Genomic DNA, 26,886 nt, shown 5'->3' with positions numbered 1-26,886 from the left:
CAATTTTTCTTGTTAGTATAATAATGTATGCATAAAAAACGGAATTTGCTGTTCCCAGCTGGCTTCGCAATGATCACCACCAGGAACGATCCGGCTGTTTAACAAAACACCACAGTGTAAAAGATTTCTCGCTATTTTTTCATAAATCAGCAACATATTATCATGTTGATTCAGTTCATTGGAACCATAATCCATATAAAGAACAGTATCCGGCTGGATCATGGAATTTTTTATAAGCGAAATAATCTTTTTTGGTGCTGTCCATAAAGAAGGGGACAGTGCTGCTGCTTTGGAAAAAACATTGTTGTATTCCATTAAAGCGTATAAACTCATAAGTCCGCCCATAGAACTTCCGGCAATATATGTATGCTCTCTGTCAGGAATTGTTCGGAAACGGGAATCAATATCTTTTTTAAAATCATTAATCAGCCACTCCATTGTCAGTTTTCCAAGACCGGTTATTTTACCAAAATTAGAATCCTTGAATGTGAAGGGCGAGTATTCCCGCAGACGCCCGTTATCCGGACTATGATTGCATTCTACAGCTGCAACGATTAACTGGGTGCTGGTCTGATCCATGTATTCTTTCATTCCCCAGCATTTGCCGTAAGTTGCATCAGAATCAAAAAAAACATTGTGTCCGTCAAACATGTAGAGTACAGGATAGTGCCTTTCTGGATTATCGTTATAAGATTCTGGAAGGTATATGTATGCACTGCGCGGTTCTGCTCCAGTTAGTTCCGGAATAGTAATATCCCATTTGTAAATCATAATTTTCTCCAATTCTATGTATATTTACCAATACACATCTTATTAATTTCTATTGGTAAATATAGCATAGAAGCCCCTGAATATCAAGTTTTTGGGAATTTATGGATAATTAATTTTCACTTTTTTGATTCTTATGAATACGAAAAAAATATAGTAGATATTTAAACGAATACAGGTATAATAAAAGTAAGCATCTGATTTTATGGAATATTAATTACGAAAAGATATAAAAGCAGATTTTTTAAAGAGAGGTATATAAAATGTTTATTAGACAAAATAATCGTGAACTTGGAATAGACTGGAAAACTTTTTATGGAAATGTATTTGCCCTGGTAGTTCCTATGGCATTGCAGAATTTAATCAATGTGGGAGTGACCGCTGCGGATGTTATGATGCTTGGAAAAGTTGGAGAAAAAGTACTGTCAGGTTCTTCGCTTGCAGGGCAGGTTCAATATATTATGGTACTGTTTCTTTTTGGACTGACTTCAGGAGCGACGGTCCTAACTGCCCAGTATTGGGGAAAAGGGGATAAAAAGACCATTGAGAAAATTTTAGGAATGGGAATCCGTGCAGCTGTTACTATTACCCTGATTTTTACAATTGCAGCATTGACCATTCCAGGGTTACTTATGAAAATTTTCACAAGTGATCCTCTGGTAATTACAGAAGGAATCAAGTATTTAAAAATCGTTGCTTTTTCTTATGTTATGATGGGCATTACACAGGTTTATCTGTATATTATGCGCAGTGTTGAAAGAGTAGTTGTTGCAACGGTAGTATATCTGATATCTTTAATATGTAATGTAATTCTTAATGGGATTTTTATTTTCGGATTGTTTGGATGTCCGGCGATGGGTATCCGTGGCGCAGCTTTAGCAACACTGATTTCCAGAATCTTGGAACTTTTTCTGGTATTTATTTATGCAAAAAAATTTAACCGGGATATTTTATTTCGGTTCAGATATTTTCTTCATCTGGATTCTGTGCTGTTAAAAGACTTTCTGAAATATGCACTTCCTGTAGTTTTAAATGAAGTTATGTGGGGAATGGGAACTGCAGCCAATACCGCCATTCTTGGACATATGGGAAGTGCAGCCGTAGCAGCAAATTCTGTTGCACAGGTTGCAAGGCAGCTGGCAACAGTTGTTGCATTTGGACTGGCAAGTGCAACAGCAATTTATCTTGGAAAAACCATTGGAGAGCAGAAACCTGAACATGCCAAAGCCTATGCACAGCGATTCTTGGTTTTAAGTGTTCTAATGGGACTTATAGGTGGAGGAATGATTCTGATAGCAGCTCCTGTTGCCACATCTCTCCTTGCATTGACACCAATGGCAAAAGAATATTTAAGATTCATGTTTTTTGTTATGTCTTATTTTGTTGTGGCACAGGCTTTTAATACAACAATGATTGTTGGAACTTTTCGTTCAGGAGGAGATACTCGTTTTGGACTTATTCTAGATATGTCAACAATGTGGGGATGCTCTATTTTATTTGGCGCACTGGCAGCTTTTGTATTTCATGCAAGTGTACCTGTGGTATATGTGATTTTAATGAGTGATGAATTAATCAAAGTGCCAGTTACATGGATAAGATTCAAAAGCTACAAGTGGCTGAGAAATGTAACAAGAGACATGGCAGAAGGAGTGTAGATATGGAAACAGAAGTAAAATTAACAAAACTGGCCCAGTGTGCAGGATGTGGCGCAAAAGTAGGAGCAGGAACTCTTGCCAGATTGCTTCAGGATATTCCCACCAGATATGATGAACGACTGATTGTGGGATATGACAAAAGTGATGATGCTTCTGTATATGTGATCAATGACGAGACGGCCCTGGTACAGACCATCGATTTTTTCCCTCCTATTGTAGATGATCCGGAATTGTTTGGTGAGATTGCTGCTGCCAATTCCATTAGCGATATTTATGCTATGGGAGGTGACCCCAAATTGGCATTAAACGTCATGTGTGTCACAAAAGAAATGGACCAGAAGTCTATTCAGAGCATATTGCGAGGTGGATACAAAAAAGCCTATGAAGCAGGTGTTATTATTACAGGAGGACATACCATTCAGGATCAGGAGCCGAAATATGGGCTATCTGTATCTGGTTTTGTACATCCAGAGAAAGTGCTTACTAATGCAGGGGCAAAACCTGGAGATGTTTTAATTTTAACCAAGCCTTTAGGTGTGGGAATTCTGACTACAGCTGCAAAAGCTGAATTTATTGATATGAAAATCATGGATAAAATTTATAAACAAATGGCAACATTAAATAAGAAGGCCCGAGATATTATGGTGAAATTCCATCCTCACAGCTGTACAGATGTTACTGGATTTGGCCTTCTGGGACATGGATATGAAATGGCTCAGGGAAGTGGTGTAACGATTCACTTTATGGCAGATCAGATACCATATCACTCAGAAGCTTTTGAAATGGCGCTGATGGGCATGATACCTGAAGGTGCTTATAGAAATCGTAAATATGCCCAGAGTGGAGTGACATTTTCCCCAAATATTTCAGAAGCTATGCAGGATATTCTTTATGATCCGCAGACCTCAGGAGGGTTGATGATAGCAGTACCAGAAGATGAGGCTAAAGACATGCTGAGACAGCTGCAAAGTGAAATACCTTGTGCCAGGATTATTGGTTATGTAACCCCGGAAGAAGGAAATAGTATTAAAGTTGAGTAGAAAAAATATCTCTATAAATCGCTTAAAGAAATTTCTATGTTATAATAAAGTCAGTTTCATATAAAAAATGCCCTGTGAAAGGGTTATTTTTTAAAAGTCGTTACTCTCACTTAAGAATAACCATTCAGGAGGTATTATGAAAGATCAGTTTCAAAGAGAAATCGATTATATTAGGATTTCGATTACAGATCGATGTAATCTTTGCTGCAGATACTGCAGGCCGGATCATATAGATCATTTATCCCACAATGATATTTTAACATATGAAGAGATTCTTACCTTATGTAGAATTTTTGTAAAACTTGGTATTCATAAATTTAAAATTACCGGTGGAGAACCTTTAGTAAGAAAAGATTGCATTTCTTTTATCAGGCAGTTGAAAAAACTTCCTGGAGTATCTTCTGTAACCTTAACTACCAATGGTATAAAGTTGAAAGATTCTATAAAAGAATTAGCAGAGTCAGAAATTGATGGTGTGAATGTAAGCCTGGATTCACTGAATTCACAAACCTATAAAAAGATTACCGGAACAGATGTGGTTGAAATTGTAAAAGATGCTATCATTGCTGCATCAGAAGCAGGACTTTCGGTGAAGATTAATACGGTACTGGAATCAGAAACTTCTATGGAGGATATATGGGCTTTTATAGATTTTGTAAAAAACCACAGAGTTCCTGTTCGATTTATTGAACGTATGCCAATGGGATTTGAATATGAAGATTTTTCAATTCTGGATAAAGAAGCGATTTTAACAAAAATTATTAAAAAAGGTATACGGATTGAAAAAATTTCAGATACTTCCTCTATTGGAAATGGTCCTGCAACGTATTATAAATTAGATGGGTACGATGGATTGATTGGATTCATAGAAGCACTTCATGGTAAGTTTTGTCATATGTGCAACCGGATCAGGCTTACTTCTGCCGGTCAGTTAAAACCGTGTCTGTATTATCCGGAAACTTTGAATTTGCGGGATATGATCCGAAATAAATACGATGAAGATGAAATGATGCAGGAAATTAAAAAGGCAATTTATGAAAAACCAAAATCACATGATTTTGAAAAGGAACCTTCTGAAGTTAATATGTCTTCCATTGGAGGATAATGAAAGGATAGATTATGGGCGAATTAACACACTTTGATCAACAGGGAAATGCAATAATGGTTGATGTTACAAATAAAAACGAAACTGTGAGAACTGCGGTTGCTGTAGGGAAAATTCAGGTTAGCCAGGAAGTTTTTACGAAAATTAAAGAAGGAAAAATTGGAAAGGGAGATGTTCTTGGAACTGCAAGGATAGCAGGAATTATGGCGGCAAAAAAGACATTTGAATTGATTCCCCTGTGTCATATTCTAATGCTGACAAAATGTACCGTTGACTTTGAAATGATGGAGAAAGACCTGGAAATTCAGGCAAAATGCACAGTAAAAACCACAGGAAAAACAGGAGTTGAAATGGAAGCATTAACAGGAGTTCAAATAGCTTTACTTACAATTTACGATATGTGCAAAGCTGTGGATAAATCAATGATGATAAATGAAATTCATTTATTGAAAAAAACAGGAGGAAAGAGTGGTGATTTTCAATGGAAGGAATCGTAAGAGCTGTGTGCATCAGTGACAAGCGAGGAACAGCAAAAAGAAATGTTCAGACAGTAAAGCTGATAAAAGATTATGGAATTGATAAAGATGCTCATGCAGGACATTGGCATCGGCAGGTTAGTCTGCTAAGTTATGATAAAGTAGAAGAATTTAATAACAAAGGGGGAAATGCAGCAGAGGGTGCCTTTGGTGAAAATATTCTAGTGGAAGGTATTGATTTTAAACATCTTCCTGTGGGAACGATTTTGAAATGTAAAGATGTGATTCTTCGGATGACACAAATTGGAAAAGAATGTCATAATCATTGCGAAATATATAAAAGAGTAGGAGATTGTATTATGCCAAGAGAAGGGGTGTTTGCGGAAGTTTTGTCTGGTGGAAGTATTTCCACAGGAGATCATATGTATGTGGAACTGCCTGCTGCGGATACACCTTTAACCGCAGCAGTAATTACCCTTAGTGACAAGGGTGCTGCAGGATTAAGGAAAGATACCAGCGGTCCTAAGGCAGCTGAAATTTTAACACTGGAAGGTTATCATGTGGTGGAGCAGATTCTCCTTCCTGACCAAAAAGAATTGATTGAAAAACAGCTGATTCGATTGTGTGACAGTCGTCAGGTAAATCTTATTCTTACAACAGGAGGAACAGGATTTTCTGAAAGAGATTGCACACCGGAAGCAACTATGGCAGTGGCAGAGCGAAATGTTCCTGGAATTGCAGAGGCTATCCGTGCAGGGTCCATGAGCATAACTAAAAGAGCTATGCTATCCAGAGGAGTATCTGTTATTCGAAAACAGACATTGATTATTAATCTTCCCGGAAGCGAAAAAGCAGTGGAAGAAAGCTTGTCTTTTATCATTAGTGAATTGGAACATGGACTTAATATTTTAAGGGGAACAGTATCTGAATGCGGAAATCATTCTAAAGGAGTTTAAAAATGGATACATCACCAATCTGGATATCTATGAAAACATCTATAGTGACAATCTTTATTACATTTTTTCTGGGAATTTTGGCTGCAAGATGGGTTTTATGTCGAAAAAGTGAAAAGACTAAAGTAATATTGGATGGGATTTTAACCATGCCACTGGTATTGCCTCCAACAGTAGCCGGATTTTTTCTTTTATATATTTTTGGCTCTTATGGACCTGTTGGGAAATTTTTTTACCACAATTTACATATTAAGATTGCATTCTCCTGGGGTGCGACAGTCCTGGCAGCAGTTGTTATTTCTTTTCCATTGATGTATCGTTCTGCCAGAGGAGCATTGGAGCAGATTGATAAAGATTTAATTTATGCAGCGCGAACACTTGGAATGGGCGAATGGACAATTTTCTGGAAAATCATGATTCCCAATGGCTTGCCCGGTATTATTTCCGGAGGTGTTCTGGCATTTGCCAGAGGGCTGGGAGAATTTGGGGCTACAGCTATGATTGCAGGAAACATTCCAGGAAGAACACGAACATTGCCATTGGCAGTTTATGCAGAGGTTGCTGCAGGAAATATGGATCTTGCATATCAGTATGTGCTGGTGATTATAATTATTAGTTTTGTTATGGTAATGGCAATGAATATTTATTTATTTTTAGAAAAGAAAAAACAGGAAAAATGAGAGGAAAATCTATGGGGCTTGTAGTCAGCATTGAAAAAATTTTAAAAGAATTTACTCTAAAAGCCCAATTAAAAGCTGATGCAGAGTGTTTAGGGCTGATGGGACCATCTGGTAGTGGAAAAAGCATGACTTTAAAATGCATTGCCGGAATTGAAACACCAGACAAAGGGAAAATAATCTTAGATGGAAAAGTATTATTTGATTCGGATAAGAACATTAATTTGACACCACAGGAAAGAAAAATAGGATACCTTTTTCAGGGATATGCATTATTTCCCAATATGACTGTGGAGGAAAATATACATACAGGATTGAAAGCGAGAAAAATGTCAAAGCAGGAAATAGAGAACAGGACAATGGAGATGTTAAAACGCTTTCATATTGAAGAATTACAGAATCGTTACCCAAGGCAGCTATCCGGGGGACAAAAGCAAAGAGCAGCTCTTGCCAGATTAATGGCATATGAACCGGAAGTTATATTGCTAGATGAGCCATTTTCAGCATTAGATGAAGATTTACGGGAAGAACTGCAGCATGAAATCCGAAATATGCTTGCAGATTTTCATAGACCTTCCATATTGGTAAGTCATAACAGCAAAGAAATTAATAATCTTTGTAATAAGAAATATCAAATCATAAGGGGTCAGATACAATAAATCAATATCATTTGAAAGTGAGGTAAAAAAGATGAAAGGTAAAAAGTTATTTGCAGGATTACTGGCAGCCGTTATGGCTTGTAGTGTTGGAGGATGCGGTTCAAAAGAAACAGCGAAGAAAAAGGAGACAGTTACATTATCTCTTGCAGTAGCGGCAAGTCTTGAAAAATGTTATACGGAAAAGCTAATCCCCATGTTTGAAAAAGAAAATGAAGGTATTAAGGTTGAAGGAAGTTATGACAGCTCAGGAAAACTGCAGACTCAGATTGAACAGGGAATGGAGGCAGATGTTTTCATGTCAGCAGCCACCGAACAAATGGATCAGCTGGTAAAAGAAGATTACATAGCAAAAAATGATGTTGTAAATCTGCTGGAAAACAAACTGGTATTAATCGTACCAAAAGAAGGGAATGTAAAAATCACATCTTATGAAGATATAACAAAAGCAGAAACCATTGCCATCGGTGATCCTAAAAGTGTTTCTGCCGGACAATATGCTCAGGAGGTTTTTAAAAATCTTAAAAACTGGGATCAGGTTCAGAAAAAGGCAAGCCTCGGTACCAACGTAACAGAGGTATTAAACTGGGTAGCAAAAGGAAGTGCTGACTGTGGAGTTGTATATGCAACAGATGCAGCAAGTACAAAGGATGTAAAAGTCATAGCAGAAGCTTCAGACAAGATGTTAAAAACACCTGTTATTTATCCTGTTGCTTCATTGAAAAACAGCAAACATAAGGATGCGGCAGACAAATTTGTAGAATTTTTGCAATCCAAAGAAGCATTAGAAGTATTTGAGGATTATGGCTTTACCATTCAAAAATAGGAGGGATATTTTTTGAAATTAATTGACACAAAAAATGCAGAGGGTGCTGTTCTTTGTCATGATATGACGCAGATTATCAAAGGAGTTACAAAAGATGCAAGATTTCGAAAAGGACATGTGGTAACCAAAGAAGATATTCCAGTACTTTTATCTCTGGGAAAAGATCATTTATATGTATGGGAACCAGGAGAAAATATGCTACATGAAAATGATGCCGCCAGAATTCTTTGTGATATCTGTAAAAATGATGGTATGATAGAATCTGAGGTTAAAGAAGGAAAAATTGAACTGTCTGCTGCATATGACGGTCTTTTCAAAATCAGGAAAGAAAAGCTTCTACAGATAAATTCCTATGGGCAGATGATGATAGCTGCCCGTCATGGGAATACACCAGTAAAAAAAGGAGACAAACTGGCAGGTACCCGCATTATTCCACTTGTGATTGAGAAAGAAAAAATGGATGATGTAAAAAAACTGGCAGGTAATCAGCCGATTCTATCATTGTTGCCATATAAACCTAAAAAAGCAGCTGTCATTACTACAGGAAATGAGGTGTTTTATGGAAGAATCGAAGATACGTTTACTCCTGTCGTCATACAAAAAATAGAAGAGTATGGTGCAAAAGTATTCCATCATGTAAAACTTCCAGATAATCATGAAAAGGTGACAGAAGCTATTTTAAAGGCAATAGAAGATGGTGCAGAGATGGTATTATGTACCGGCGGAATGAGTGTAGACCCTGATGACAGAACACCTCTTGCCATTAAAAATACAGGTGCTCAGGTGGTTTCTTATGGATCACCTGTATTGCCGGGAGCTATGTTTATGCTGGCATATACAAAAGAGAATATACCAATCATAGGACTTCCTGGATGCGTAATGTATGCAAAACGAACAATCTTTGATCTGGTCCTTCCTAGAATTATGGCAGATGATCCGGTAACGTCCAGTGAACTGGCAGCTCTTGGAGAAGGTGGTCTATGTCTTAACTGTAACATATGCACTTATCCTAATTGTGGATTCGGAAAAGGATGGTAAAAAATGAAACAATATCTGCCTCAACAGTTTGATGTTAAATTAAGGGTATTTAAGGAAGAACCTGATTTTGGAAAAGGTGTTACTCAGCTTTTAGCACTGATAGAGCAAAAAGGTTCTCTTTCTGCTGCCTATAATGAGATGGGAATGGCTGCCAGTAAAGCATGGAAAATTTTAAATCGGGCAGAACATGATCTGGGTGTACGTTTGGTAGAACGAAAAGCTGGAGGAAAAAAGGGCGGCTATTCAACTTTGACACCGGAGGGAAAGGATATGATGGAAAGATATATGGCTTTTCAAAAAGAAGTTGAGAAAGCAGCACAAGAAGCCTTTCATAAGTATTTTCGTGAAGATAGGATAGAAATATGAGAGAGAAAACAAAAAAGCTGGTGGTAACTTTTGAAACTACCACAGGCGCCATAAAAATGGAAACTCTTTGTAAAGAACATAATATTTCAGGCAGACTGATACCTGTGCCAAAACAAATCACGGCAGGATGTGGAATGGCATGGTGTACAGAACCTGAGAAAGAAAAAAATCTGAAAGAATTTATGTTAAAACAAAAGATTATTTGGGAAGGAATTTATACTGTATTGATTTAAAAGGAGAAAAATAGCATGAAAAAAGTAGATGCAAGAGGACTGGTATGTCCGTTACCAGTAGTTAATACAAAAAAGGCATTAGATGAGATAAATGGTGAAACTCAGATAGAGATTTTAGTCGATAATGAAATCGCAGTGCAAAATGTAACCAAATTTGCAAATGGCAAAAATTTAAATGTATTCAGTGAAAAGACAGGGGAAAAGGAATATCGAATTTTAATTACCTTGTCGGAAGATACTTATGATCATGGACCTGAAAAGCAAAATAATGAAGAGATTTCCTGTTATCCTGATGGACGTAGAGAAAATCTTGTGGTCATACTATCTTCAAATAAGATGGGAGAAGGAGAAGATGAACTGGGAAAAACACTGATGAAAGCATTTATTTTCGCTTTGACAAAGCAGGATATACTCCCTAAAACAATTCTTTTATACAATTCAGGGGCTTTTCTATCCTGTGAAGGATCTGACTCTCTGGAAGATTTGAAAAGTCTTGAAGCAGAAGGTGTTGAAATATTCACCTGTGGAACGTGCCTGAATTATTATGAACTGACCAAAAAGCTTTCTGTTGGTTCTGTCAGCAATATGTATGATATTGTAGAAATGATGGAAAGTGCAGATAAAATTATTAAACCATAGGAGATAGAAAAATGAAAAATCTGGTTGTTGTAAGAGGTGGCGGAGATATTGCAACCGGTACCATTTACAAGCTGGTAAAAAGTGGATTTCGAGTATTGGTACTGGAGATTGATTCTCCATCAGCAATCCGAAGGAATGTAGCTTTTTCAGAAGCTGTATATGAGGGAAAATGGCGGGTTGAGGACATGACCTGTTATCGGGCAGAAAATCTGAAAGAAGCATATAGGATCATGGATTGTGGAAATCCCGCATTACTGGTGGATCCCCATGGAAAATGTATCGAAGAAATAAAACCAATGGCTGTTATCGATGGAATTCTTGCAAAAAGAAATCTTGGAACCATCAGGGAAATGGCACCTGTTACCATTGGTCTGGGGCCTGGGTTTACAGCAGGAAAAGATGTGGATGCAGTCATTGAAACCATGAGAGGCCATAAACTTGGACGAGTGATATATAAAGGATCTGCAATTCCCAATACGGGAATTCCCGGAAATATTGCAGGAGTCAGTAAAGAGCGTGTAATACATTCGCCGGCAGAAGGAATTCTTCGAAGTATCCATCATATAACAGATATGGTGGAAAAAGGAGAATCCATCGCATGGATTGAAACAAAAAACGGAAATGTACAGGTGACTGCAACCATTGATGGATTATTAAGAGGTTTAATCCGTGATGGATACCCGGTTACAAAGGGATTTAAAATTGCTGATATTGATCCAAGAGCAGAAGAATACGATAATTGTTTTACTATTTCTGATAAGGCACGTTGCATAGCTGGAGGAGTTTTAGAGGCTTTGTTATCTCTTCAGATGGAAAAATGTACTCATTTGGATCAATCTTCACAGGTTTATGCTGATTGTGCAGCAACCAGTATCCATAAACCCCTACAGGTAAAGGAAGCCATGGAGCGTGCCATGGAGTATGGAAACGCAGGACGTGGAGTTCATGAATCTGCTTTGAAATCTGCAAGAAGTATTTATAAAGCAAGAGAGATTCTCTGTGATTTTTTTGATGCAGATTCTCCTGAGCAGGTTGTCTTTACCAGCGGAGTTACAGAAAGTCTTAATATAGCGATAAAAGGGTTGATTAATCCAGAGGATCAGGTAATTACCACATGGATGGAACATAATAGTGTGCTAAGACCTTTATATGAAATGGAACAAAAAGGCACAGAAATAACGATTACAAATCCGGTGCTTGAGGATATTAAGAAAGCTGTTGGGAAAAAAACAAAAGCTTTGGTCATGACACATGGATCCAATGTAACGGGAGAAGTTTTTGATATTGAAAATATTGGAAAATTCTGCCGGGAAAAAGGTATTTTGTTTATCGTAGACTGTGCCCAGACTGCTGGTATATTCCCTGTATCTATGAAAAAAGATTTTATAGATGTATTATGCTTTACAGGACATAAAGGTCTGCTGGGACCACAGGGAATCGGTGGCATGTGTGTAAGAACCGGTCTGAACATACGACCGCTCATAACTGGCGGAAGTGGAGTACAATCTTTTTCAAAAACTCATCCTGTACAAATGCCGACAGCACTGGAAGCTGGAACATTAAATGGACCTGGAATTGCAGGAATAACAGCTGGAATTGAGTATATCTATGAAAACGGTATGGATAATATTCGCCAGAAAGAACAGAAAAATATAAGACTGTTTTATGAGATGATAAAAGATGAAGAAAAAATTCAAATTTATGGAACAGATAATTTAACAGATTTTAAAAAACGGACAGCTACTCTTTCATGTAATATTAAAGGGATTGATTCTTCTGCAGTCAGCGATGAACTGATGCAGAGATTTAAAATTGAAACGAGATCTGGTGCACATTGTGCTCCATTAGTGCATAAATATTTCCATACAGAGGAACAAGGTATGGTCAGGTTTAGTTTTGGACATGATACAACATCCAATCAAATTAGATATGCTGCAGATATGCTAAAATTGCTGGCACGGGAATAAGGAGGACAATATGATAATTGCAGTAGTAGGATCTGGAGGGAAAACAACCAGAATTCATAATCTTGCAGAGGAATATATAAAACAGGAGAAAACAGTATTTGTAACAACTACAACCCATATGTTAAAAGAAGAGGATACCCTGATTACAGATTCATTAGATGTAATCCAAAGAGAACTGGAGACAAAAGGGTATTGTATGGCAGGTACCTGTACTTCCAACGGAAAAATAGGACCTTTACCTGAGAAATTATTGAAAGAGGTTAATCAGATTGCAGATGTTGTTCTTATAGAAGCAGACGGGTCAAAAGGACTTCCAATAAAATTCCCTGGAGAAAATGAACCTGTTATTCCAGAAGAAATTGATGAGATCCATGTAGTTACAGGTCTTTCAGCACTGGATAAGATGTTTGGAAAAGTGAGTCACAGGTTGTCTCTGGTAAAAGAATGTCTTAAGATTTCAGAAGAAACTTTGGTTGAACCTAAACATTTACAACAGCTGGCAATGGAAGGATATGTGAAACCTTTAAGAAAAAAATATCCAGAAGTAAAAGTAAAAATCTGTCCCGGTCAGGTAAATACTCTTTATGAGAAAATTGTGGCTGAATTCTTACGGGAGGAAAAGGATGTGTCAGTTATTCAGAAAGAATGGTTTCAGCTGCAGCCACAGCTTATTATTTTTGGAGGAGGTCATGTATCCGGTAAACTTTTAAAACTGGCAAAGTTTCTTGGTTTTTATACGGTGGTTATCGATGACAGAGAGGAATTTGCAAATATTTTAAATCTTCCGGAAGCGGATGAAATATACTGTTGTGAATTTGATCAGGTTGAGAATGTATTGCCATATGGAGACTGGAATTATTATGTAGTAGTAACCCGTGGACATGCGGCAGATCGAATCTGCGTAGAAAAAGTTTTAAATCGCTCTTATGAATATCTGGGAATGATTGGAAGTAAGAAAAAAGTAACAACAACTTTTGAGGCGTTAAAAAAGGATGGATTTTCTCAGGAACAGATAAAAACCATTCATGCACCTATTGGACTGAAAATTGGTGCAAGGACACCGGAAGAAATTGCTGTCAGTATTGCCGCTGAGCTGATTCAATGTAAAAATCTTGGAACAATCAGTACTATGACAAAAGAACTTTTAGAGACAGATCAAAATGGACTTCTGTGTGTTATCACAAATAAATCAGGTTCTTCACCAAGGGGAGTCGGAAGTATGATGTTAGTTACTTCCGATGGAATTATTGGAAGTATAGGAGGAGGTATTCTGGAAAAAACAGTAATAGAAGAGGCAAAAAGCAAAAAAACTATTTGCAAAGAAACATATGATCTATCCAATTCGGAAAGTGCTAAATTAGGTATGATTTGTGGAGGGAAAAACGAAATATTGTTTATTCCGATTCATGAATAAGGGGGCGTTGCAAAATAGATGAGTAATGGGATAATAAAGCTGATAACGAAGTATGCCTTATCTTATGGAGATGATCCGCATGATACAAGTATGATACGATATGGAAATTCTTTGTATCATCGAACAGGTAGTTCTTTGTATAAAAAAAGTAAAAAATATATTAAATTTGGTACAATGTTGGTTTCTGCTAGAAAGGAGAATTAATTCGAAAAGTTAATTCTCCTAAGGGCAAATACACTGCTAATATATATAATGGAACAGGAGGGGCGACTGTTGATGATTCCGTAATTGTAGAAGTAGAAGAAAAATTAACAAAAAAGAAAATGAATATACACAGAGATGTTTATGATTATAGGCATGAATAATGTTTTATTCAATTTATATGTATTCTTCATATTCAATATTAAAGGTTCATTAAGAGCATTGTGTTAAAATGCGGGTATAAATACGGCAAAAATCCGGCGAAAGAACCGCTGCGCGGTTTCTTAGCCGGATTTTTTAATAAAAAGCATAGCTCCTTGCTTTCTATTACTTTCTTAATTGTTTTTTGGAACAAGAATGACTTCTTCACCGGCTTTCTTTCTCTGATACCATTCTGCAGTTGCTGTCATAACAACGTCAGAAGAAGAGTTCAGAGCAGTTTCTACAGAGTCCTGAATAACTCCGATAATAAATCCAACACCGACGGTCTGCATTGCAACATCATTTGGAATTCCAAATAAAGAACATGCCAATGGAATCAGAAGCAGAGAACCACCGGCAACTCCAGATGCACCACAGGCAGAGATAGCAGATAAGACACTCAAGATAAATGCTGTTGGTAAATCTACAGAAATTCCCAAAGTATGTGCGGTTGCGAGAGTCATAACTGTAATGGTAATTGCCGCTCCATCCATGTTAATGGTTGATCCCAGAGGGATAGAAACAGAATAATTATCTTTATTTAATCCAAGACGCTCGCACAAAGCCATATTCATTGGAATATTGGCAGCAGAACTTCGTGTAAAGAATGCAGTCAGACCACTTTCTTTTAAACATTTGAATACCAATGGATATGGATTTTTACGAAGTAATACAAATACCAGTGCTGGATTTGTAACAAATACAGTAAACAGCATACATCCAACAAGTAAAGCTAAAAGAGTTCCATAGTTTTTGAAAATACCCAGTCCGTTGGTAGATACGGTATTGAATACCAAACCTAAAATACCAAACGGAGCACAGGAAATAATCCAGTGAACTGCCTTTGTAACTGCCTCGGCAGCATCTTGTAAAAACTGTTTTGTTCCAGTGGAAGCATGCTTAAATGCCATTCCTAAAATAACAGCCCAGAACAAAATACCAATATAATTTGCGTTTACCAGAGAATCAACAGGGTTTGATACGATGTTTAATAACAGATTTTTTAATACTTCTCCGATGCCGCTTGGTGGTGCAACTTCAGTTGCAGCAGCCTTGGTTAAGATAATTGTCTGTGGAAAGACAAAACTTCCAATAACAGCAACCAGTGCTCCAATTAAAGTTGTTGTCATGTAAAGTATCATAACGGTTCTCATATTCTTTGCAGCACCTTTTTTTGCGTTTGCCAAAGAGGACATAACCAGGAAGAACACCAGGATTGGAGCCACTGCACGAAGTGCACCTACAAATAAATCTCCCAGAATTGTAAGTACCGTTGCCTTTGGTGCAACAATTCCAAGAATGGCACCAATAATCAGACCAATTACTATTCGGGTAATCAGCCCTAAGCTATTCCATTTTGCTATTATGCTTTTCATTATTTTTCTCCTTCATTTTATTTTGTTATTTTTTATATAGCTATAACCAACATGTTACCCATTATAGTTTTTTAAGTCATTAACGTCAATAAAAAAATGTCTTTTTAACAAAGAAATCTGTATTTGAATGACGGACAAGAAATTGTATATAGAGTAATAGCTATATTTTCCACTTGCTTTCCATTTGAAACAGTAATATAATATCGGTATATCGAACAGATGTTCTAGTTTTAAAAAGGAGGCGTAAGGATTGAAGCAGCATCTGTATTTATGTATTGATCTGAAAAGTTTTTATGCATCTGTAGAATGTGTAGAACGCAGGATGGATGCCATGACGACAAATCTTGTTGTTGCTGACCCCAAACGCGGGAATGGAACCATATGTCTGGCAGTGTCACCTTCTATGAAAGCATTAGGAGTACGGAATCGCTGCAGAGTGTTCGAAATTCCAAAGAATATCAATTATATTACGGCACCACCCCAGATGCAGAAATACATTGATTATTCTGCAGGAATCTATGGTATTTATTTAAAGTACATTGCCAAAGAAGATATTCATGTTTATTCCATAGATGAAGCTTTTCTTGATGTGACCGATTATCTGGACTTCTATCATGTTTCAGCAAAGGAGCTTGCTGTTATGATCATGGATGATATTAAAGATTCTTTCGGGATTACAGCATCATGCGGAATAGGAACCAATTTATATCTGTGCAAGATTGCATTGGACATTACGGCGAAACATGTAAAAGACAACATTGGATTTCTCAATGAAAAGATTTATCGTGAAACTTTATGGAATCACAGACCTATTACAGATTTCTGGAGAGTTGGTCCGGGAACAGCACAGAGACTTGCGAATATGGGAATTGAAACCATGGGGGATATTACCAGGGCCGATGAGCGCAGTTTGTATAAGATTTTTGGAGTTGATGCAGAATTGCTGATTGATCACGCCTGGGGAAGGGAACCTACAACTATTTCTGATATTAAAGCTTACAAACCAAAGGAGAATTCATTATCCAGCGGACAGGTACTGATGGAAGATTATAAATATGAAGATGGGCTGCTGATTGTTAAAGAGATGGTAGATAGTCTGTGCCTTGAATTGGTGGATAGATGTCTGGTAACAGATACCATCGGGCTTCATGTAGGATATTCAAAAAAATATGCAATGAAGTCTGTCCAGTGTTCCAGCAAAATCCCTGTTATAACCAGTTCTGTAAGAATCCTGATGAAGTATTTTGTAAAGTTATATCAACAGCATGTGAATCCCTGCATACCTGTTCGAAGAATTACCATTGCATTTCAAAATGTGCGCAATGATATTTATGAACAATACAGTTTTTTCATGAACCCGGCATTGGAGGAAAAAGATCAGCAGATACAAAAGACAGTTTTGCAGATACAGAAAAAATATGGAAAGGATGCACTTTTCAAAGGTATGAATCTTCAGGAGAAAAGTACAGCCTTTATTAGAAATCATCAAATCGGAGGGCATAACAGTGGGCTATAAAAGATACGCAGACCGTGCGAAACAATTCGCTTCTTTTGATGCACTGAAAGGATTCAGAGAAGCACTAAAAAAAGAGGAACAGTTAATGGAGCAAAAGTCAGAAACAACTGTCCAGCGAATTAAAATAGAAGATAGTTATAAAAACAGACAGAATAACCAATAAATTTAGATAAAAAAGATAATATTGTTATAAAATCAGTAGGCTACATCTACAAGAAAAAGACCTTGAGGAGGTGCTGTGATTCCTGCATCTTTTCTGTTTTTACTGTCAAATACTTTTAGAATATCTTCCGGTTCCATAGTTCCAGCCCCGATTTCTACTAAAGTTCCGGTAAGAATACGGACCATGTTGTGGAGAAAGCCATTTCCCTTATAGGTAATCTGGATTTCACGTTCTGTCTGTTTGATCATAATGGAATATATTTCACGAATGGTAGATTTTTTTGTCTTCTTCAATGAGGAAAATCCTTTAAAATCATGACTTCCAATAAGAAGAGAGGAAGCTTTTTTCATTCGTTGGATATTTAGAGAATCCGGAAAATTCCAGAGATATTTTCGATCAAATACATGAGGAATGCCAGGAAGTGCTATACGATACAGATAAGTTTTAGATTTAGCATTTAACCGGCTGTGAAAACGTTGGGAAACATTAGATACTTCTAGAATACCAATATCTTTTGGAAGATAGGAATCCAGATAATTCTTAATATCCTGACAGGGTAAGGTGCATTCTGTATGAAAATTTGCAACCTGTCCATATGCATGAACACCAGCATCTGTTCGTCCGGATCCTGTGATCTGTATTTCTTCTCCTGTCATTTTGCTTAGAACTGTTTCCAGTTTTCCCTGTATGGTATTGGCATTGGAATCACCTCCGAGACGCTGCCAGCCTTGGTAGCGTGAACCGTCATATTCTATGGTTAATCTGATATTTCGTGTCATAATATTCTTCCTTCTTATTGATTTTTTTATGATGTCATCTTATCATAATATATGTTATTGGTAAAGCAAGTACAGTGGCATCCGGAGTTTATTTATAAACAAAAGAAAGATATACAAAGATTATTTTAGATTTTTGTGGAGTCATGTATTGAAAATTAGAGATATAGAGATTAGGGGATGAAATCATTGAAAGTAGCAGTTTTTAGTTGTCGACCGGATGAGAAAGAATTTTTTAATGAGTATGCAAGGAAATTTCATGTAGAATTATCCATAACATCGGAACCACCAACCTTAGAGAATCTTCAAGTCGTTGAAAATTGTCAGGCAGCCAGTGTCATTACCACACCAATTGGCAAAGAATTATTAGATGCATGGAAAATGCGTGGAATTCGTACGATTTCTACCAGAACCGTGGGATATGATCATATTGATCTGGATTATGCAAGAAAGCTGGGAATTACAATATCCAATGTCAGTTATACACCACATACGGTGGCAGAATATACGGTTATGACTATTTTAATGACGATTCGAAAAATGAAAACAATTCTGACCAGATATCAGGTTCAGGATTATTCCTTATTGGAAGTCCGTGGAAGAGTGTTAAGAAATATGACCGTTGGAGTTGTAGGAATCGGTAAAATCGGTGAAATGGTAATTCAGAATCTTAGTGGTTTTGGATGTAAAATTTTAGCTTATGATCCTTATGAAAAAGAATCTGTTAAACATTATGCGGATTATGTGGATTTAGATGGGATATGGAAAAGTTCAGATATCATCACTTTCCATACTCCAGCGGTGGAAAGTACATATCATATGGTAAATCAGGAATCACTGAAAAAAATGAAAAAAGGAGTCATGCTGATTAACATGGCACGAGGTTCCCTGATTGATACAGATGCTTTGGTAGAGGCGTTAGAATCAGGGAAAGTTGCAGCAGCGGCTTTGGATGTTATTGAAAATGAAGGAAAAATTTATTATAAAGATTATAAGTATACGGTAACTGCCAATCATGATATGGCAATTTTAAGTACAATGCCCAATGTTCTAATGACACCACATACGGCATTTTTTACCGATGAAGCAGTTAGTGATATGATTGAATATTCTCTGGAAAGCTGTAAGGCAGAAATTATGGGAGCAAATAATCCAAGAAGGATTATATAGTCCAGAAAGTGAACTACCCATCCCCTAAAGGGAATGGGCTTCTGTTAAATAGTTTGATGTGATATGGTCACAAAAGCAAACAGACTGTCTATGGGATTAGCAAAAGACCATCATATAGATGCTTGTGTAATAGCAATAGGATTAAATCCAATCCATATCAAAGCAAACCGGCTGTATGTAAAGAAATGTATATCGAAAGGTGACTATCAGCAAACAAAAGGGATTCGCTCAGAACAAACGATTACTACGGGTAAGATATGTGGATTTCGAAAATTTGACAAGGTGAAGTATTTTGGGAAAGAATATTTTATAAAAACAAATAATAAAATAAAGTCATAATAAAAACAAGCGATGTAACATAAAGTCATGAAGCATCGCTTGTTTTTATATTATAGGATTTTATCAAGTAAATAGACTTTGTTGAATGGGAAGGAGAAGTAATATCCATCGACAAAATCTTCTGTATAAGAAATGACTTCTTTGGCAATAGATATTCCGACAGATTCTCCTTCTTCTCTGGTACCGTTTTCCGGATAACGGTTTACAATTTCATCGGTAACAGCAATTCCGGCAATTTCATTTTTCATAAATAATGCATTTCGTCGTCTGATCAATGGCATAATACCGCACAGGATTCTTGCTCCGGTTTCTTTTTTGATCGTACGGATGCGGTCAGCTTCGGCTTTGGAGAATACCGGCTGTGTAAAGAAGAATTCTGCGCCTGCATCTATTTTTCGTCTGACTCGTTTGATTTCTACTTCCAGATTTGGCCGTCCCTGATTGATAGCACCTCCATAGACAATCGAATGATTTGTAAAAATTTCCTCATTCATATCTTTGATAATGTTCATAAGTCCGACGGCATCAAAGTTAAAAACACCTTTGACTGTTTGTCTTATGACCACCGGAATAGGGTCACCGGTAATAACCAGCATATTGTCTATATCGTTAATTTGTGCCCCCATTAAAAGAGAACGTATGGCAATAGCATTTTTATCCCGGCAGCAGATATGAGGCATAACATTTAAATTGGTTTCCCGTTTGACTTTTTCTGCCATAAGGACAGAATCAATACGGGTACGTCCAGAAGGTGAATCTGGGAAGGTAACAACATCTACACCGGATTTTTTCAAAATATGAGCAGCATCCATTATTTTTTCATCATCGACATTAGCTGGAGGAGCCAGCTCTACAGCAATTAGTTTTTTCTTTTTCAACGAGCCATCCGGATTACAGAAGAAACCATGTTTTATCATTTGTTTTTCCGGCGATTTGTTTTGTGCTGTGGAAGTTTTTTTGGGGTTTTGGGCAATATCTAGAATTGCAGATAATTTTTGAATATAGTCTGGATTGGTACCACAGCATCCTCCAACAATATCCATTCCTTTTTCTGCCATCTCCTGGACTTTTAAGACAAAATAATGTTGATTATCTGTAAATTGCATATGATTCCGAATCAGTTTTGGATATCCGGCATTAGGCAGAGCAATTGCAAATTTCCCATGATCTAAATTTATTTTATCTAAAATCTGTGCCATGTGTCCGGGACCCACACCGCAATTTAATCCTACGGCATCTATTTCATCAACGCAGGAAGCTTCCTGAATTAATCTTCGGGCACTTAAACCGGAATTGCTGTAACCAAACTGATTGACACTAAACTGTACCATGATAAATAAATCTTTATGTTTTATCTTTTGAATCACAGGAAGAATTTGTTCCATATCAGCAAAGGTTTCAAATGATAAGATATCAACGCCTTCTTCCAGAAACGTTTTTGCAATTTCCAGATATTGCTCCTGGGCATATTGATAATTTGGAATTGGACCAATATCACCTGCAATGTAAACAGTATGTTCTGATTCCTGAATTGCATCATTTGCAATTTTTACAGCAGCACGGATATTTTCTTTGACTTTTTGCAAGTCCGTCTGCAGTAATAAAGTATTTGCGGCAAATGTATTGGTACGAATGAGCCTGGCTCCAGCATTTATGTAAGATCTATGGATGTCCAGAACTCTGTCCGGATGTGTGATATTTGCAGTTTCCGGGATTTCCTGAGTAGAGTACTTATTTGAATAATAGGTTCCAAAAGCACCATCGGTAATCAGTTTATGATGCTTTAAATATTCCTGAATCGTCATTTGTAAGATTTTCCTTTCATGTTTATCATCCAAAATATTTTAGCACAAAGAAAGTTGAAAATTAAGTAAATCATGCTAGAATAATTTTATAATAAAGATGATAAGAATCATATAAGGGAGATATTTATGTCTAATATTATAGAAATAACTGATTTTACCGCAAAAGAACTTGACATTTATGCAAGATTTACCGAAGCACAGCTTTTAAATCGTCATGAACCGGAAAAGGGGATATTTATCGCAGAAAGTCCCAAAGTCATTGAAACTGCATTGGATGCCGGATGTGTTCCTATTTCGTTTTTATGTGAACGGAAACATTTAGAAACCCAGGCAAAGACTTTGATTGAACGATGCGGTGACATCCCTGTTTATACAGCAGAATTTGATATATTGACCAGACTTACCGGTTTCAAATTAACCCGCGGCATGTTATGTGCCATGTATCGTCCTAAATTACCAACGGTAGAACAGGTATGCAAAAATGCAAGGCGTATCGTTGTTTTAGAAAATGTCATGAATCCTACCAATGTAGGAGCGATTTTCCGTTCTGCTGCTGCATTGAATATGGATGGAATTTTACTGACAAAAGGCTGCAGTAATCCGTTATATCGACGATCAATCAGAGTCAGCATGGGAACGGTATTCCAGATTCCCTGGACTTTTTTTGACGAACAATCTATATGGCCGGAAGATGGGATTCACCTGCTGAATAATATGAATTTTAAAACTGCAGCCATGGCGCTGAGTGATCATTCGGTTCCAATTAATGATCCAGAAGTTATGTCTGAAGAAAAGCTGGCGATTATTCTTGGAACAGAAGGAGATGGACTGGTCTCCGATACCATTGCTAATTGTGATTATACCATTCGGATACCAATGTCTCATGGTGTAGATTCGCTGAATGTAGCAGCAGCAAGTGCAGTTGCGTTCTGGCAGCTAGGTTTTGTAAAATAGTAAACCAGAATAATAAAAAGGACATTGAATATTAAATAATTCATGCTAGAATAGTTTTATGAGCATAAAAAATATCATTAATAAGCAAAGACAATTTTATAACAAAGGAAAAACAAATTCCTACGAATTTCGAATCAGGGCCTTAAATCGTTTGGAATATGGGATTCATAAGTATGAGAAGCAGTTCTATAAAGCACTAAGACAAGATCTGAATAAATCCCCTTATGAATCTTATATGACAGAGATTGCTATGGTGCTCAATGAAATTCGTTATGTAAAGAAACATCTAAAATCATGGATGAAACCAAAATCAGTTAAAACACCGTTGGCTCAATTCCCGGCAAAAAGCTTTATTATATCCGAGCCGTACGGAGTTGTCTTGATTATGTCTCCATGGAATTATCCGTTACTTTTGACACTGGAACCATTGATAGGAGCTATCGGGGCGGGAAACTGCTGTATTTTAAAGCCATCAGAGTATTCTCAAAATACATCCAAGGTAATAGAGAATATGATAGAGGACATATTTCCAGAGAGTTTTGTAACAGTGGTCACTGGTGGACAGAAGGAAAGTCAGGAGTTGCTGAATCAGAAGTTTGATTATATTTTCTTTACTGGAAGTGTAGCCGTTGGAAAATTAGTCATGGAGAAATCTTCTGTAAATCTGACACCAGTTACTTTAGAATTGGGCGGTAAGAGTCCCTGTATTGTGGATGAAACAGCAAATCTAAAATTGGCTGCTAAGCGGATTGTATTTGGGAAATATCTGAATGCAGGGCAGACATGTGTCGCTCCGGATTATATCCTGGTGAATCAAAAAGTGGAAAAAGAGCTTATTGTCTATTTAAGATATTGGATTCATAAAATGTATGGCGCCAACCCGTTGACGAATTCTGATTATCCAAGAATTATAAATTCCAGACATTATCAACGAATTATCAGACTTATGAAAAGCGGCTTTATAGTGGAAGGTGGTTATGGAGATGGTTTGACCAGAAAAATTGCACCTACAATACTTACCCGGATAGAGAAGGACTCTGCTATCATGAAGGAGGAAATTTTTGGTCCAGTACTTCCTATTCTTTCATACAATAAAATTCAGGAAGTAAAAAAATACTTGAGATCACAGCCAAAACCTCTGGCATTATATCTTTTTACTAAAAACAAAAAAATGGAAAAAGATATTATGGAGCATATTCCATTTGGTGGCGGATGTATCAATGATACAATCATTCATCTGGCATCTTCTGAATTAGGATTTGGTGGTGTTGGAGAAAGTGGTATGGGTGCTTACCATGGTAAATCTAGCTTTGATACATTCAGTCACAAAAAGAGCATCGTCAGGAAATCACAAAAATTTGATGTGTCGGTAAGATATCAGCCTTACGGAAAAATCAAAGAATGGACCATGCGCCATTTGATAAAATATTAAAAATTACAAAGGAGAAAATAAAATGATTGATTTTAAAAGTGTATTGCCAGGAGTAAAAATTGTAAAAGAGGATGAAACAGGGAAAGAAGAAGAACTGTTTATTTCTCAGAATGATAAAATTATAGTAGAAACATTAAACGGAAGAAAAATCAAAGGAGATTTTATGCAGATTGAGTATGCACGCTATACAGAAGAAGATGATATTGTATTTGTGCATAAAGATGAAAATGGAGAAAATGAAGGGATTCCATTTGATACAATAGCTGATATCTGTAAACTGTAATTATATAGTAGTATTTAATATCAATTGATTTTTGTTAAAAAGAGGGCGCTTTTGCCCTCTTTTTTGTTTTTAAATCCTATATGTTTTATAAATTTTTCCATCTAAATTTTTCCATAAGATTTCTTCATCATTGAAAAGAATATATCCATTTGGAGTATCTTCTTTTGGAATGGAGACAGAGCCTGGATTGATATAGAGAAAATCATCATATTCTTTGCAGCAGGATACATGGGTATGTCCGTTTAAAAGAATATCTCCCGAATGAAGTTTTGGTGGATGCTGTGGATTATAAATATGTCCGTGAGTAGCAAATATCATATGATGTTCGTGAAATAAAATGCAGGAATCACTCATAATAGGAAATTCAAGAACCATCTGATCAACTTCCGCTTCACAATTCCCTCTGACACAGATAATTTGCTGACAATGTGTATTTAGCATGGAAATTACTTCCTTAGGCTGATAATCTCTGGGAAGATCGTTTCTCGGGCCATGATATAAAAGATCTCCTAAAAGCAAAAGCTTATCAGGTGTTTCTTTTTCAAAAGCAGCCATTAGTTTTTGGCAATAATAGGCAGAACCATGAATATCCGATGCAATCATAAGTCTCATAAATTTCACCTCTTCTGTAGATTATTTTTATAATTTCTATTATTATAATAAAGATTATAAAAAAATACCAGTTTAGGAAGGGAAATAACAATGAAACGACTTGTTTTAGCTGAAAAACCATCTGTTGCAAGGGATATTGCAAGGGTACTGGGATGTAATAACCAATCACATAGTTATATTGAAGGGAAGAACTACATTGTCACATGGGCACTGGGACATCTCGTATCTCTGGCTGATCCTGAACAGTATGGTAATGAATACAAAACCTGGAATTTGGAAACTTTGCCTATGATGCCAAAGCATTGGAAGCTTACAGTATTACGTCAGACATCAAAACAGTTTCAGGCAGTGAAAAAGCTGATATTAAGAAATGACATTTCTGATATCGTTATTGCGACAGATGCCGGAAGAGAGGGTGAACTGGTGGCAAGATGGATTTTGCAGATGTCTGGTAATAAGAAACCAATTTATCGTTTATGGATATCTTCTGTAACAGACAAGGCAATCAAGGATGGGTTTGCCCATTTAAAAAACGGAAAAGATTATGATGCGCTTTTTCGTGCAGCACGATCACGTGCAGAGGCAGACTGGCTTGTTGGAATCAATGCAACCAGAGCTTTAACCTGCAAATATAATGCACAGCTATCCTGTGGTCGTGTCCAAACTCCAACATTGGCAATGATTGAAGAACGTGAAAAGGAAATCCGGACTTTTAAACCAGAGATATATTATGGATGGAAAGTGACAGCCTCTGGTATGAGCTTTATATGGGAAAATTCCAATGGAAATCAAAGAATATTTGATAAAAAGAAATCAGAAGAGATTGGCAAAGTATTAAAAAGCGGTAATCTAACTGTAAAAGAAGTCAGTCGGAAAGAGAAGAAATCCTATGGACCAGAGCTGTATGATCTGACTACCTTGCAAAAAGAGGCAAGCAGAAAATACGGATTTTCACCAAAACAGACTTTAAATCTTATGCAGTCTCTTTATGAACATCATAAAGTCCTGACTTATCCAAGAACAGATTCCAGGTATCTGACCAGTGACATGACAGATACCTTAAAAGAAAGAATAAAAGCATGTGGTGTTGGTCCATACAAAAAAGCAGCAGCAAAATTAATGAGAAAAGATATAAAATCTAATAAACGTTTTATAAATAATGCAAAGGTATCTGATCATCATGCAATCATTCCTACTGAACAATATGTGCAGTTATCTTCCATGTCGGCAGATGAAAGGAAAATATATGATATGGTAGTAAAAAGATTTATGGCTGTTCTTATGGAACCTTCAATTTCTGAGCAGATTCAGATTTATGGAGAAATCCAGGGACAACGTCTTCGGTCAAAAGTAATATTAATGAAAAATCCTGGATGGAAGGAACTTTATCAGGAAGAAGAAAAAGATGGAAATATCATTACCGAAATTCCGGAACTTCCAGCCAAAGGAAAACAGTATATAGTAGGTTCAATTTTAATGACAGAGGGTAAAACAAATGCACCTGCCAGGTATACAGAAGGAACATTAATTGATCAGATGGATAAAAAAGGACTGGGAACTGTTGCCACCAGAGCGGATATCATTGATAAATTATTTCGAAGTTATTTATTAGAAAAGAAGGGTAACGATATTATTATTACTTCTAAAGGGAAGCAGCTTCTTGAGCTGGTGCCAGATGATTTGAAAAAAGCTGATCTGACGGCAGATTGGGAACAGAAGCTTACAGCAATTTCCAAAGGAAAAGAAAATGATCAGAAATTTATGAAAGAAATCAGGAATTATACAGAAGCATTGATCCAGGACATTAAATCATCTGATGGAAAATTCCGCCATGATAATGTAACCCGTCATAAGTGTCCGGAATGCGGGAAATTCCTTCTCTCAGTTCAAGGAAAACATGGAAAACTTCTGGTTTGTCAGGATCGAAACTGCGGATATAAAAAAACCGTGTCTAAAACAACTAATGCTCGCTGTCCTGTTTGTCATAAGAAGATGGAACTGGTAGGAGAAGGAGATAATAAGAAATTTGTTTGTATATGTGGACACAAAGAAAAATTATCTGCATTCCAGGAACGAAAGAAAAAAGAAGGAGCTGGAATGAGCAGGAAAGAAGTAAATCGCTATCTGAAAAAACAGCAAAAAGAGTCAGAAGCACCAATTAATAATGCATTTGCGGAAGCTCTTTCAAAAATAAAATTTTAAAAAATTTATTCAAATCCCCTTTTGGTTTTGCGAAAGGGGATTT

28 protein-coding genes are annotated in these 26,886 nt (G+C 36.7%); 23 read left to right on the top strand and 5 right to left on the bottom strand.

The genetic code is table 11. The annotated features are described in order from the left end of the window. Nucleotides 1-12: 12 nt before the first annotated feature. Nucleotides 13-771: an alpha/beta hydrolase gene (locus KTB61_RS08815; RefSeq protein WP_216697301.1), complete on the bottom strand. Its 759-nt coding sequence runs from the start codon at nt 769-771 to the stop codon at nt 13-15. A gap of 260 nt (nt 772-1,031) precedes the next feature. Between KTB61_RS08815 and KTB61_RS08810 the strand changes: the two genes are divergently transcribed. From KTB61_RS08810 to KTB61_RS13415, 15 genes are all read left to right on the top strand, one after another. After that, nucleotides 1,032-2,423, top strand: coding sequence for an MATE family efflux transporter (locus KTB61_RS08810; protein WP_075758671.1), 1,392 nt, complete (start codon nt 1,032-1,034; stop codon nt 2,421-2,423). A gap of 2 nt (nt 2,424-2,425) precedes the next feature. After that, a complete protein-coding gene (gene selD / locus KTB61_RS08805; RefSeq protein ID WP_075758670.1) occupies nt 2,426-3,463 on the top strand; it encodes a selenide, water dikinase SelD in 1,038 nt (345 codons plus the stop codon). Nucleotides 3,464-3,599: 136 nt separating this feature from the next. Then, nucleotides 3,600-4,568 carry a GTP 3',8-cyclase MoaA gene (gene moaA, locus KTB61_RS08800; RefSeq protein ID WP_075758669.1) on the top strand — a complete coding sequence of 323 codons (969 nt, stop codon included), beginning with the start codon at nt 3,600-3,602 and terminating at the stop codon, nt 4,566-4,568. A 14-nt stretch (nt 4,569-4,582) separates the two neighbouring features. Continuing rightward, on the top strand, nt 4,583-5,065 hold the full coding sequence (gene moaC, locus KTB61_RS08795; protein WP_075758668.1) for a cyclic pyranopterin monophosphate synthase MoaC: 483 nt from the start codon (nt 4,583-4,585) through the stop codon (nt 5,063-5,065). Then, nucleotides 5,050-6,000 (top strand): MOSC domain-containing protein, encoded by a 951-nt coding sequence (locus KTB61_RS08790; RefSeq protein WP_075758667.1) that lies wholly within the window; start codon nt 5,050-5,052, stop codon nt 5,998-6,000. Before moaC ends, KTB61_RS08790 begins: the two co-directional genes overlap by 16 nt. Nucleotides 6,001-6,002: 2 nt before the next feature. Then, entirely contained in the window at nt 6,003-6,677 is a 675-nt protein-coding gene (gene modB, locus KTB61_RS08785) for a molybdate ABC transporter permease subunit (protein ID WP_075758666.1), read from the top strand. Beyond that, complete coding sequence (locus tag KTB61_RS08780) at nt 6,674-7,333, top strand: sulfate/molybdate ABC transporter ATP-binding protein (RefSeq protein WP_230973692.1); 660 nt, start codon at nt 6,674-6,676, stop codon at nt 7,331-7,333. The genes modB and KTB61_RS08780 overlap by 4 nt, the downstream gene beginning before the upstream one ends. Nucleotides 7,334-7,364: 31 nt before the next feature. After that, nucleotides 7,365-8,156, top strand: coding sequence for a molybdate ABC transporter substrate-binding protein (gene modA / locus KTB61_RS08775; RefSeq protein WP_075758665.1), 792 nt, complete (start codon nt 7,365-7,367; stop codon nt 8,154-8,156). A 12-nt stretch (nt 8,157-8,168) separates the two neighbouring features. Next, complete coding sequence (locus tag KTB61_RS08770; RefSeq protein ID WP_075758664.1) at nt 8,169-9,194, top strand: molybdopterin-binding protein; 1,026 nt, start codon at nt 8,169-8,171, stop codon at nt 9,192-9,194. A 3-nt stretch (nt 9,195-9,197) separates the two neighbouring features. Then, nucleotides 9,198-9,560 (top strand): winged helix-turn-helix domain-containing protein, encoded by a 363-nt coding sequence (locus KTB61_RS08765; RefSeq protein WP_075758663.1) that lies wholly within the window; start codon nt 9,198-9,200, stop codon nt 9,558-9,560. Further along, a complete protein-coding gene (locus KTB61_RS08760) occupies nt 9,557-9,793 on the top strand; it encodes a DUF3343 domain-containing protein (protein WP_075758662.1) in 237 nt (78 codons plus the stop codon). Before KTB61_RS08765 ends, KTB61_RS08760 begins: the two co-directional genes overlap by 4 nt. A gap of 15 nt (nt 9,794-9,808) precedes the next feature. Continuing rightward, the gene (gene yedF, locus KTB61_RS08755) at nt 9,809-10,432 is read left to right on the top strand and encodes a sulfurtransferase-like selenium metabolism protein YedF (protein ID WP_216697300.1); all 624 of its coding nucleotides are present in this window, start codon (nt 9,809-9,811) and stop codon (nt 10,430-10,432) included. An 11-nt stretch (nt 10,433-10,443) separates the two neighbouring features. After that, nucleotides 10,444-12,399, top strand: coding sequence for a selenium-dependent molybdenum cofactor biosynthesis protein YqeB (gene yqeB / locus KTB61_RS13260; RefSeq protein WP_216697299.1), 1,956 nt, complete (start codon nt 10,444-10,446; stop codon nt 12,397-12,399). A gap of 10 nt (nt 12,400-12,409) precedes the next feature. After that, nucleotides 12,410-13,813 carry a selenium cofactor biosynthesis protein YqeC gene (gene yqeC, locus KTB61_RS08745; RefSeq protein ID WP_075758659.1) on the top strand — a complete coding sequence of 468 codons (1,404 nt, stop codon included), beginning with the start codon at nt 12,410-12,412 and terminating at the stop codon, nt 13,811-13,813. Between the two features lie 203 nt (nt 13,814-14,016). Beyond that, nucleotides 14,017-14,178, top strand: coding sequence for a DUF5412 family protein (locus KTB61_RS13415; RefSeq protein ID WP_216697360.1), 162 nt, complete (start codon nt 14,017-14,019; stop codon nt 14,176-14,178). Nucleotides 14,179-14,349: 171 nt separating this feature from the next. On the opposite strand, the gene sstT is transcribed toward KTB61_RS13415, so the two are convergent. After that, nucleotides 14,350-15,591, bottom strand: a complete 1,242-nt coding sequence (gene sstT / locus KTB61_RS08735; protein WP_075758657.1) for a serine/threonine transporter SstT — start codon at nt 15,589-15,591, stop codon at nt 14,350-14,352. Between the two features lie 250 nt (nt 15,592-15,841). Between sstT and KTB61_RS08730 the strand changes: the two genes are divergently transcribed. Together KTB61_RS08730 and KTB61_RS08725 are read left to right on the top strand one after the other, a co-directional pair. After that, complete coding sequence (locus KTB61_RS08730; protein ID WP_075758656.1) at nt 15,842-17,107, top strand: Y-family DNA polymerase; 1,266 nt, start codon at nt 15,842-15,844, stop codon at nt 17,105-17,107. Then, on the top strand, nt 17,097-17,270 hold the full coding sequence (locus KTB61_RS08725; protein WP_158024869.1) for a hypothetical protein: 174 nt from the start codon (nt 17,097-17,099) through the stop codon (nt 17,268-17,270). Before KTB61_RS08730 ends, KTB61_RS08725 begins: the two co-directional genes overlap by 11 nt. A 32-nt stretch (nt 17,271-17,302) precedes the next feature. Here the strand turns inward: KTB61_RS08725 and truA are convergent, their stop codons facing one another. Continuing rightward, nucleotides 17,303-18,049, bottom strand: a complete 747-nt coding sequence (truA, locus tag KTB61_RS08720) for a tRNA pseudouridine(38-40) synthase TruA (RefSeq protein WP_075758655.1) — start codon at nt 18,047-18,049, stop codon at nt 17,303-17,305. Nucleotides 18,050-18,226: 177 nt separating this feature from the next. Between truA and KTB61_RS08715 the strand changes: the two genes are divergently transcribed. Further along, nucleotides 18,227-19,216, top strand: coding sequence for a D-isomer specific 2-hydroxyacid dehydrogenase family protein (locus KTB61_RS08715; RefSeq protein WP_330656357.1), 990 nt, complete (start codon nt 18,227-18,229; stop codon nt 19,214-19,216). 90 nt (nt 19,217-19,306) lie between these two features. Then, nucleotides 19,307-19,555 (top strand): hypothetical protein, encoded by a 249-nt coding sequence (locus KTB61_RS08710; RefSeq protein ID WP_075758654.1) that lies wholly within the window; start codon nt 19,307-19,309, stop codon nt 19,553-19,555. 50 nt (nt 19,556-19,605) lie between these two features. Here KTB61_RS08710 and KTB61_RS08705 read toward each other — a convergent pair whose 3' ends face one another. Next, nucleotides 19,606-21,360, bottom strand: coding sequence for a bifunctional homocysteine S-methyltransferase/methylenetetrahydrofolate reductase (locus tag KTB61_RS08705; RefSeq protein ID WP_216697298.1), 1,755 nt, complete (start codon nt 21,358-21,360; stop codon nt 19,606-19,608). A 126-nt stretch (nt 21,361-21,486) separates the two neighbouring features. Here KTB61_RS08705 and KTB61_RS08700 point away from each other — a divergent pair, with 126 nt between their 5' ends. Genes KTB61_RS08700 through KTB61_RS08690 form a run of 3 tightly spaced genes read left to right on the top strand, consistent with a single transcriptional unit; the run spans nt 21,487 to nt 24,029 of the window. Next, a complete protein-coding gene (locus tag KTB61_RS08700; RefSeq protein ID WP_075758652.1) occupies nt 21,487-22,314 on the top strand; it encodes a TrmH family RNA methyltransferase in 828 nt (275 codons plus the stop codon). 58 nt (nt 22,315-22,372) lie between these two features. Beyond that, nucleotides 22,373-23,746, top strand: coding sequence for an aldehyde dehydrogenase (locus KTB61_RS08695; RefSeq protein ID WP_216697297.1), 1,374 nt, complete (start codon nt 22,373-22,375; stop codon nt 23,744-23,746). A 22-nt stretch (nt 23,747-23,768) separates the two neighbouring features. Beyond that, the gene (locus tag KTB61_RS08690) at nt 23,769-24,029 is read left to right on the top strand and encodes a hypothetical protein (RefSeq protein WP_230973691.1); all 261 of its coding nucleotides are present in this window, start codon (nt 23,769-23,771) and stop codon (nt 24,027-24,029) included. A gap of 69 nt (nt 24,030-24,098) precedes the next feature. Here the strand turns inward: KTB61_RS08690 and yfcE are convergent, their stop codons facing one another. Next, nucleotides 24,099-24,641, bottom strand: a complete 543-nt coding sequence (gene yfcE / locus KTB61_RS08685; RefSeq protein ID WP_075758650.1) for a phosphodiesterase — start codon at nt 24,639-24,641, stop codon at nt 24,099-24,101. A 90-nt stretch (nt 24,642-24,731) separates the two neighbouring features. Here yfcE and KTB61_RS08680 point away from each other — a divergent pair, with 90 nt between their 5' ends. Beyond that, the gene (locus KTB61_RS08680) at nt 24,732-26,843 is read left to right on the top strand and encodes a DNA topoisomerase III (protein WP_075758649.1); all 2,112 of its coding nucleotides are present in this window, start codon (nt 24,732-24,734) and stop codon (nt 26,841-26,843) included. Nucleotides 26,844-26,886 lie beyond the last annotated feature (43 nt).

This window comes from Anaerostipes faecalis, assembly GCF_018982945.1.
GTDB lineage: Bacteria > Bacillota > Clostridia > Lachnospirales > Lachnospiraceae > Anaerostipes > Anaerostipes faecalis.
This window is presented reverse-complemented; position numbering and strand designations above follow the sequence as displayed.

Coding starts and splice junctions, on each gene's coding strand:
- KTB61_RS08815 (WP_216697301.1), bottom strand. CDS start 771: ATGATTTACAAATGGGATATTACTATTCCGGAACTAACTGGAGCAGAA.
- KTB61_RS08810 (WP_075758671.1), top strand. CDS start 1,032: ATGTTTATTAGACAAAATAATCGTGAACTTGGAATAGACTGGAAAACT.
- selD (WP_075758670.1), top strand. CDS start 2,426: ATGGAAACAGAAGTAAAATTAACAAAACTGGCCCAGTGTGCAGGATGT.
- moaA (WP_075758669.1), top strand. CDS start 3,600: ATGAAAGATCAGTTTCAAAGAGAAATCGATTATATTAGGATTTCGATT.
- moaC (WP_075758668.1), top strand. CDS start 4,583: ATGGGCGAATTAACACACTTTGATCAACAGGGAAATGCAATAATGGTT.
- KTB61_RS08790 (WP_075758667.1), top strand. CDS start 5,050: ATGGAAGGAATCGTAAGAGCTGTGTGCATCAGTGACAAGCGAGGAACA.
- modB (WP_075758666.1), top strand. CDS start 6,003: ATGGATACATCACCAATCTGGATATCTATGAAAACATCTATAGTGACA.
- KTB61_RS08780 (WP_230973692.1), top strand. CDS start 6,674: ATGAGAGGAAAATCTATGGGGCTTGTAGTCAGCATTGAAAAAATTTTA.
- modA (WP_075758665.1), top strand. CDS start 7,365: ATGAAAGGTAAAAAGTTATTTGCAGGATTACTGGCAGCCGTTATGGCT.
- KTB61_RS08765 (WP_075758663.1), top strand. CDS start 9,198: ATGAAACAATATCTGCCTCAACAGTTTGATGTTAAATTAAGGGTATTT.
- KTB61_RS08760 (WP_075758662.1), top strand. CDS start 9,557: ATGAGAGAGAAAACAAAAAAGCTGGTGGTAACTTTTGAAACTACCACA.
- yedF (WP_216697300.1), top strand. CDS start 9,809: ATGAAAAAAGTAGATGCAAGAGGACTGGTATGTCCGTTACCAGTAGTT.
- yqeB (WP_216697299.1), top strand. CDS start 10,444: ATGAAAAATCTGGTTGTTGTAAGAGGTGGCGGAGATATTGCAACCGGT.
- yqeC (WP_075758659.1), top strand. CDS start 12,410: ATGATAATTGCAGTAGTAGGATCTGGAGGGAAAACAACCAGAATTCAT.
- sstT (WP_075758657.1), bottom strand. CDS start 15,591: ATGAAAAGCATAATAGCAAAATGGAATAGCTTAGGGCTGATTACCCGA.
- truA (WP_075758655.1), bottom strand. CDS start 18,049: ATGACACGAAATATCAGATTAACCATAGAATATGACGGTTCACGCTAC.
- KTB61_RS08715 (WP_330656357.1), top strand. CDS start 18,227: ATGAAATCATTGAAAGTAGCAGTTTTTAGTTGTCGACCGGATGAGAAA.
- KTB61_RS08710 (WP_075758654.1), top strand. CDS start 19,307: ATGGGATTAGCAAAAGACCATCATATAGATGCTTGTGTAATAGCAATA.
- KTB61_RS08705 (WP_216697298.1), bottom strand. CDS start 21,360: ATGACGATTCAGGAATATTTAAAGCATCATAAACTGATTACCGATGGT.
- KTB61_RS08700 (WP_075758652.1), top strand. CDS start 21,487: ATGTCTAATATTATAGAAATAACTGATTTTACCGCAAAAGAACTTGAC.
- KTB61_RS08695 (WP_216697297.1), top strand. CDS start 22,373: ATGAGCATAAAAAATATCATTAATAAGCAAAGACAATTTTATAACAAA.
- KTB61_RS08690 (WP_230973691.1), top strand. CDS start 23,769: ATGATTGATTTTAAAAGTGTATTGCCAGGAGTAAAAATTGTAAAAGAG.
- yfcE (WP_075758650.1), bottom strand. CDS start 24,641: ATGAGACTTATGATTGCATCGGATATTCATGGTTCTGCCTATTATTGC.
- KTB61_RS08680 (WP_075758649.1), top strand. CDS start 24,732: ATGAAACGACTTGTTTTAGCTGAAAAACCATCTGTTGCAAGGGATATT.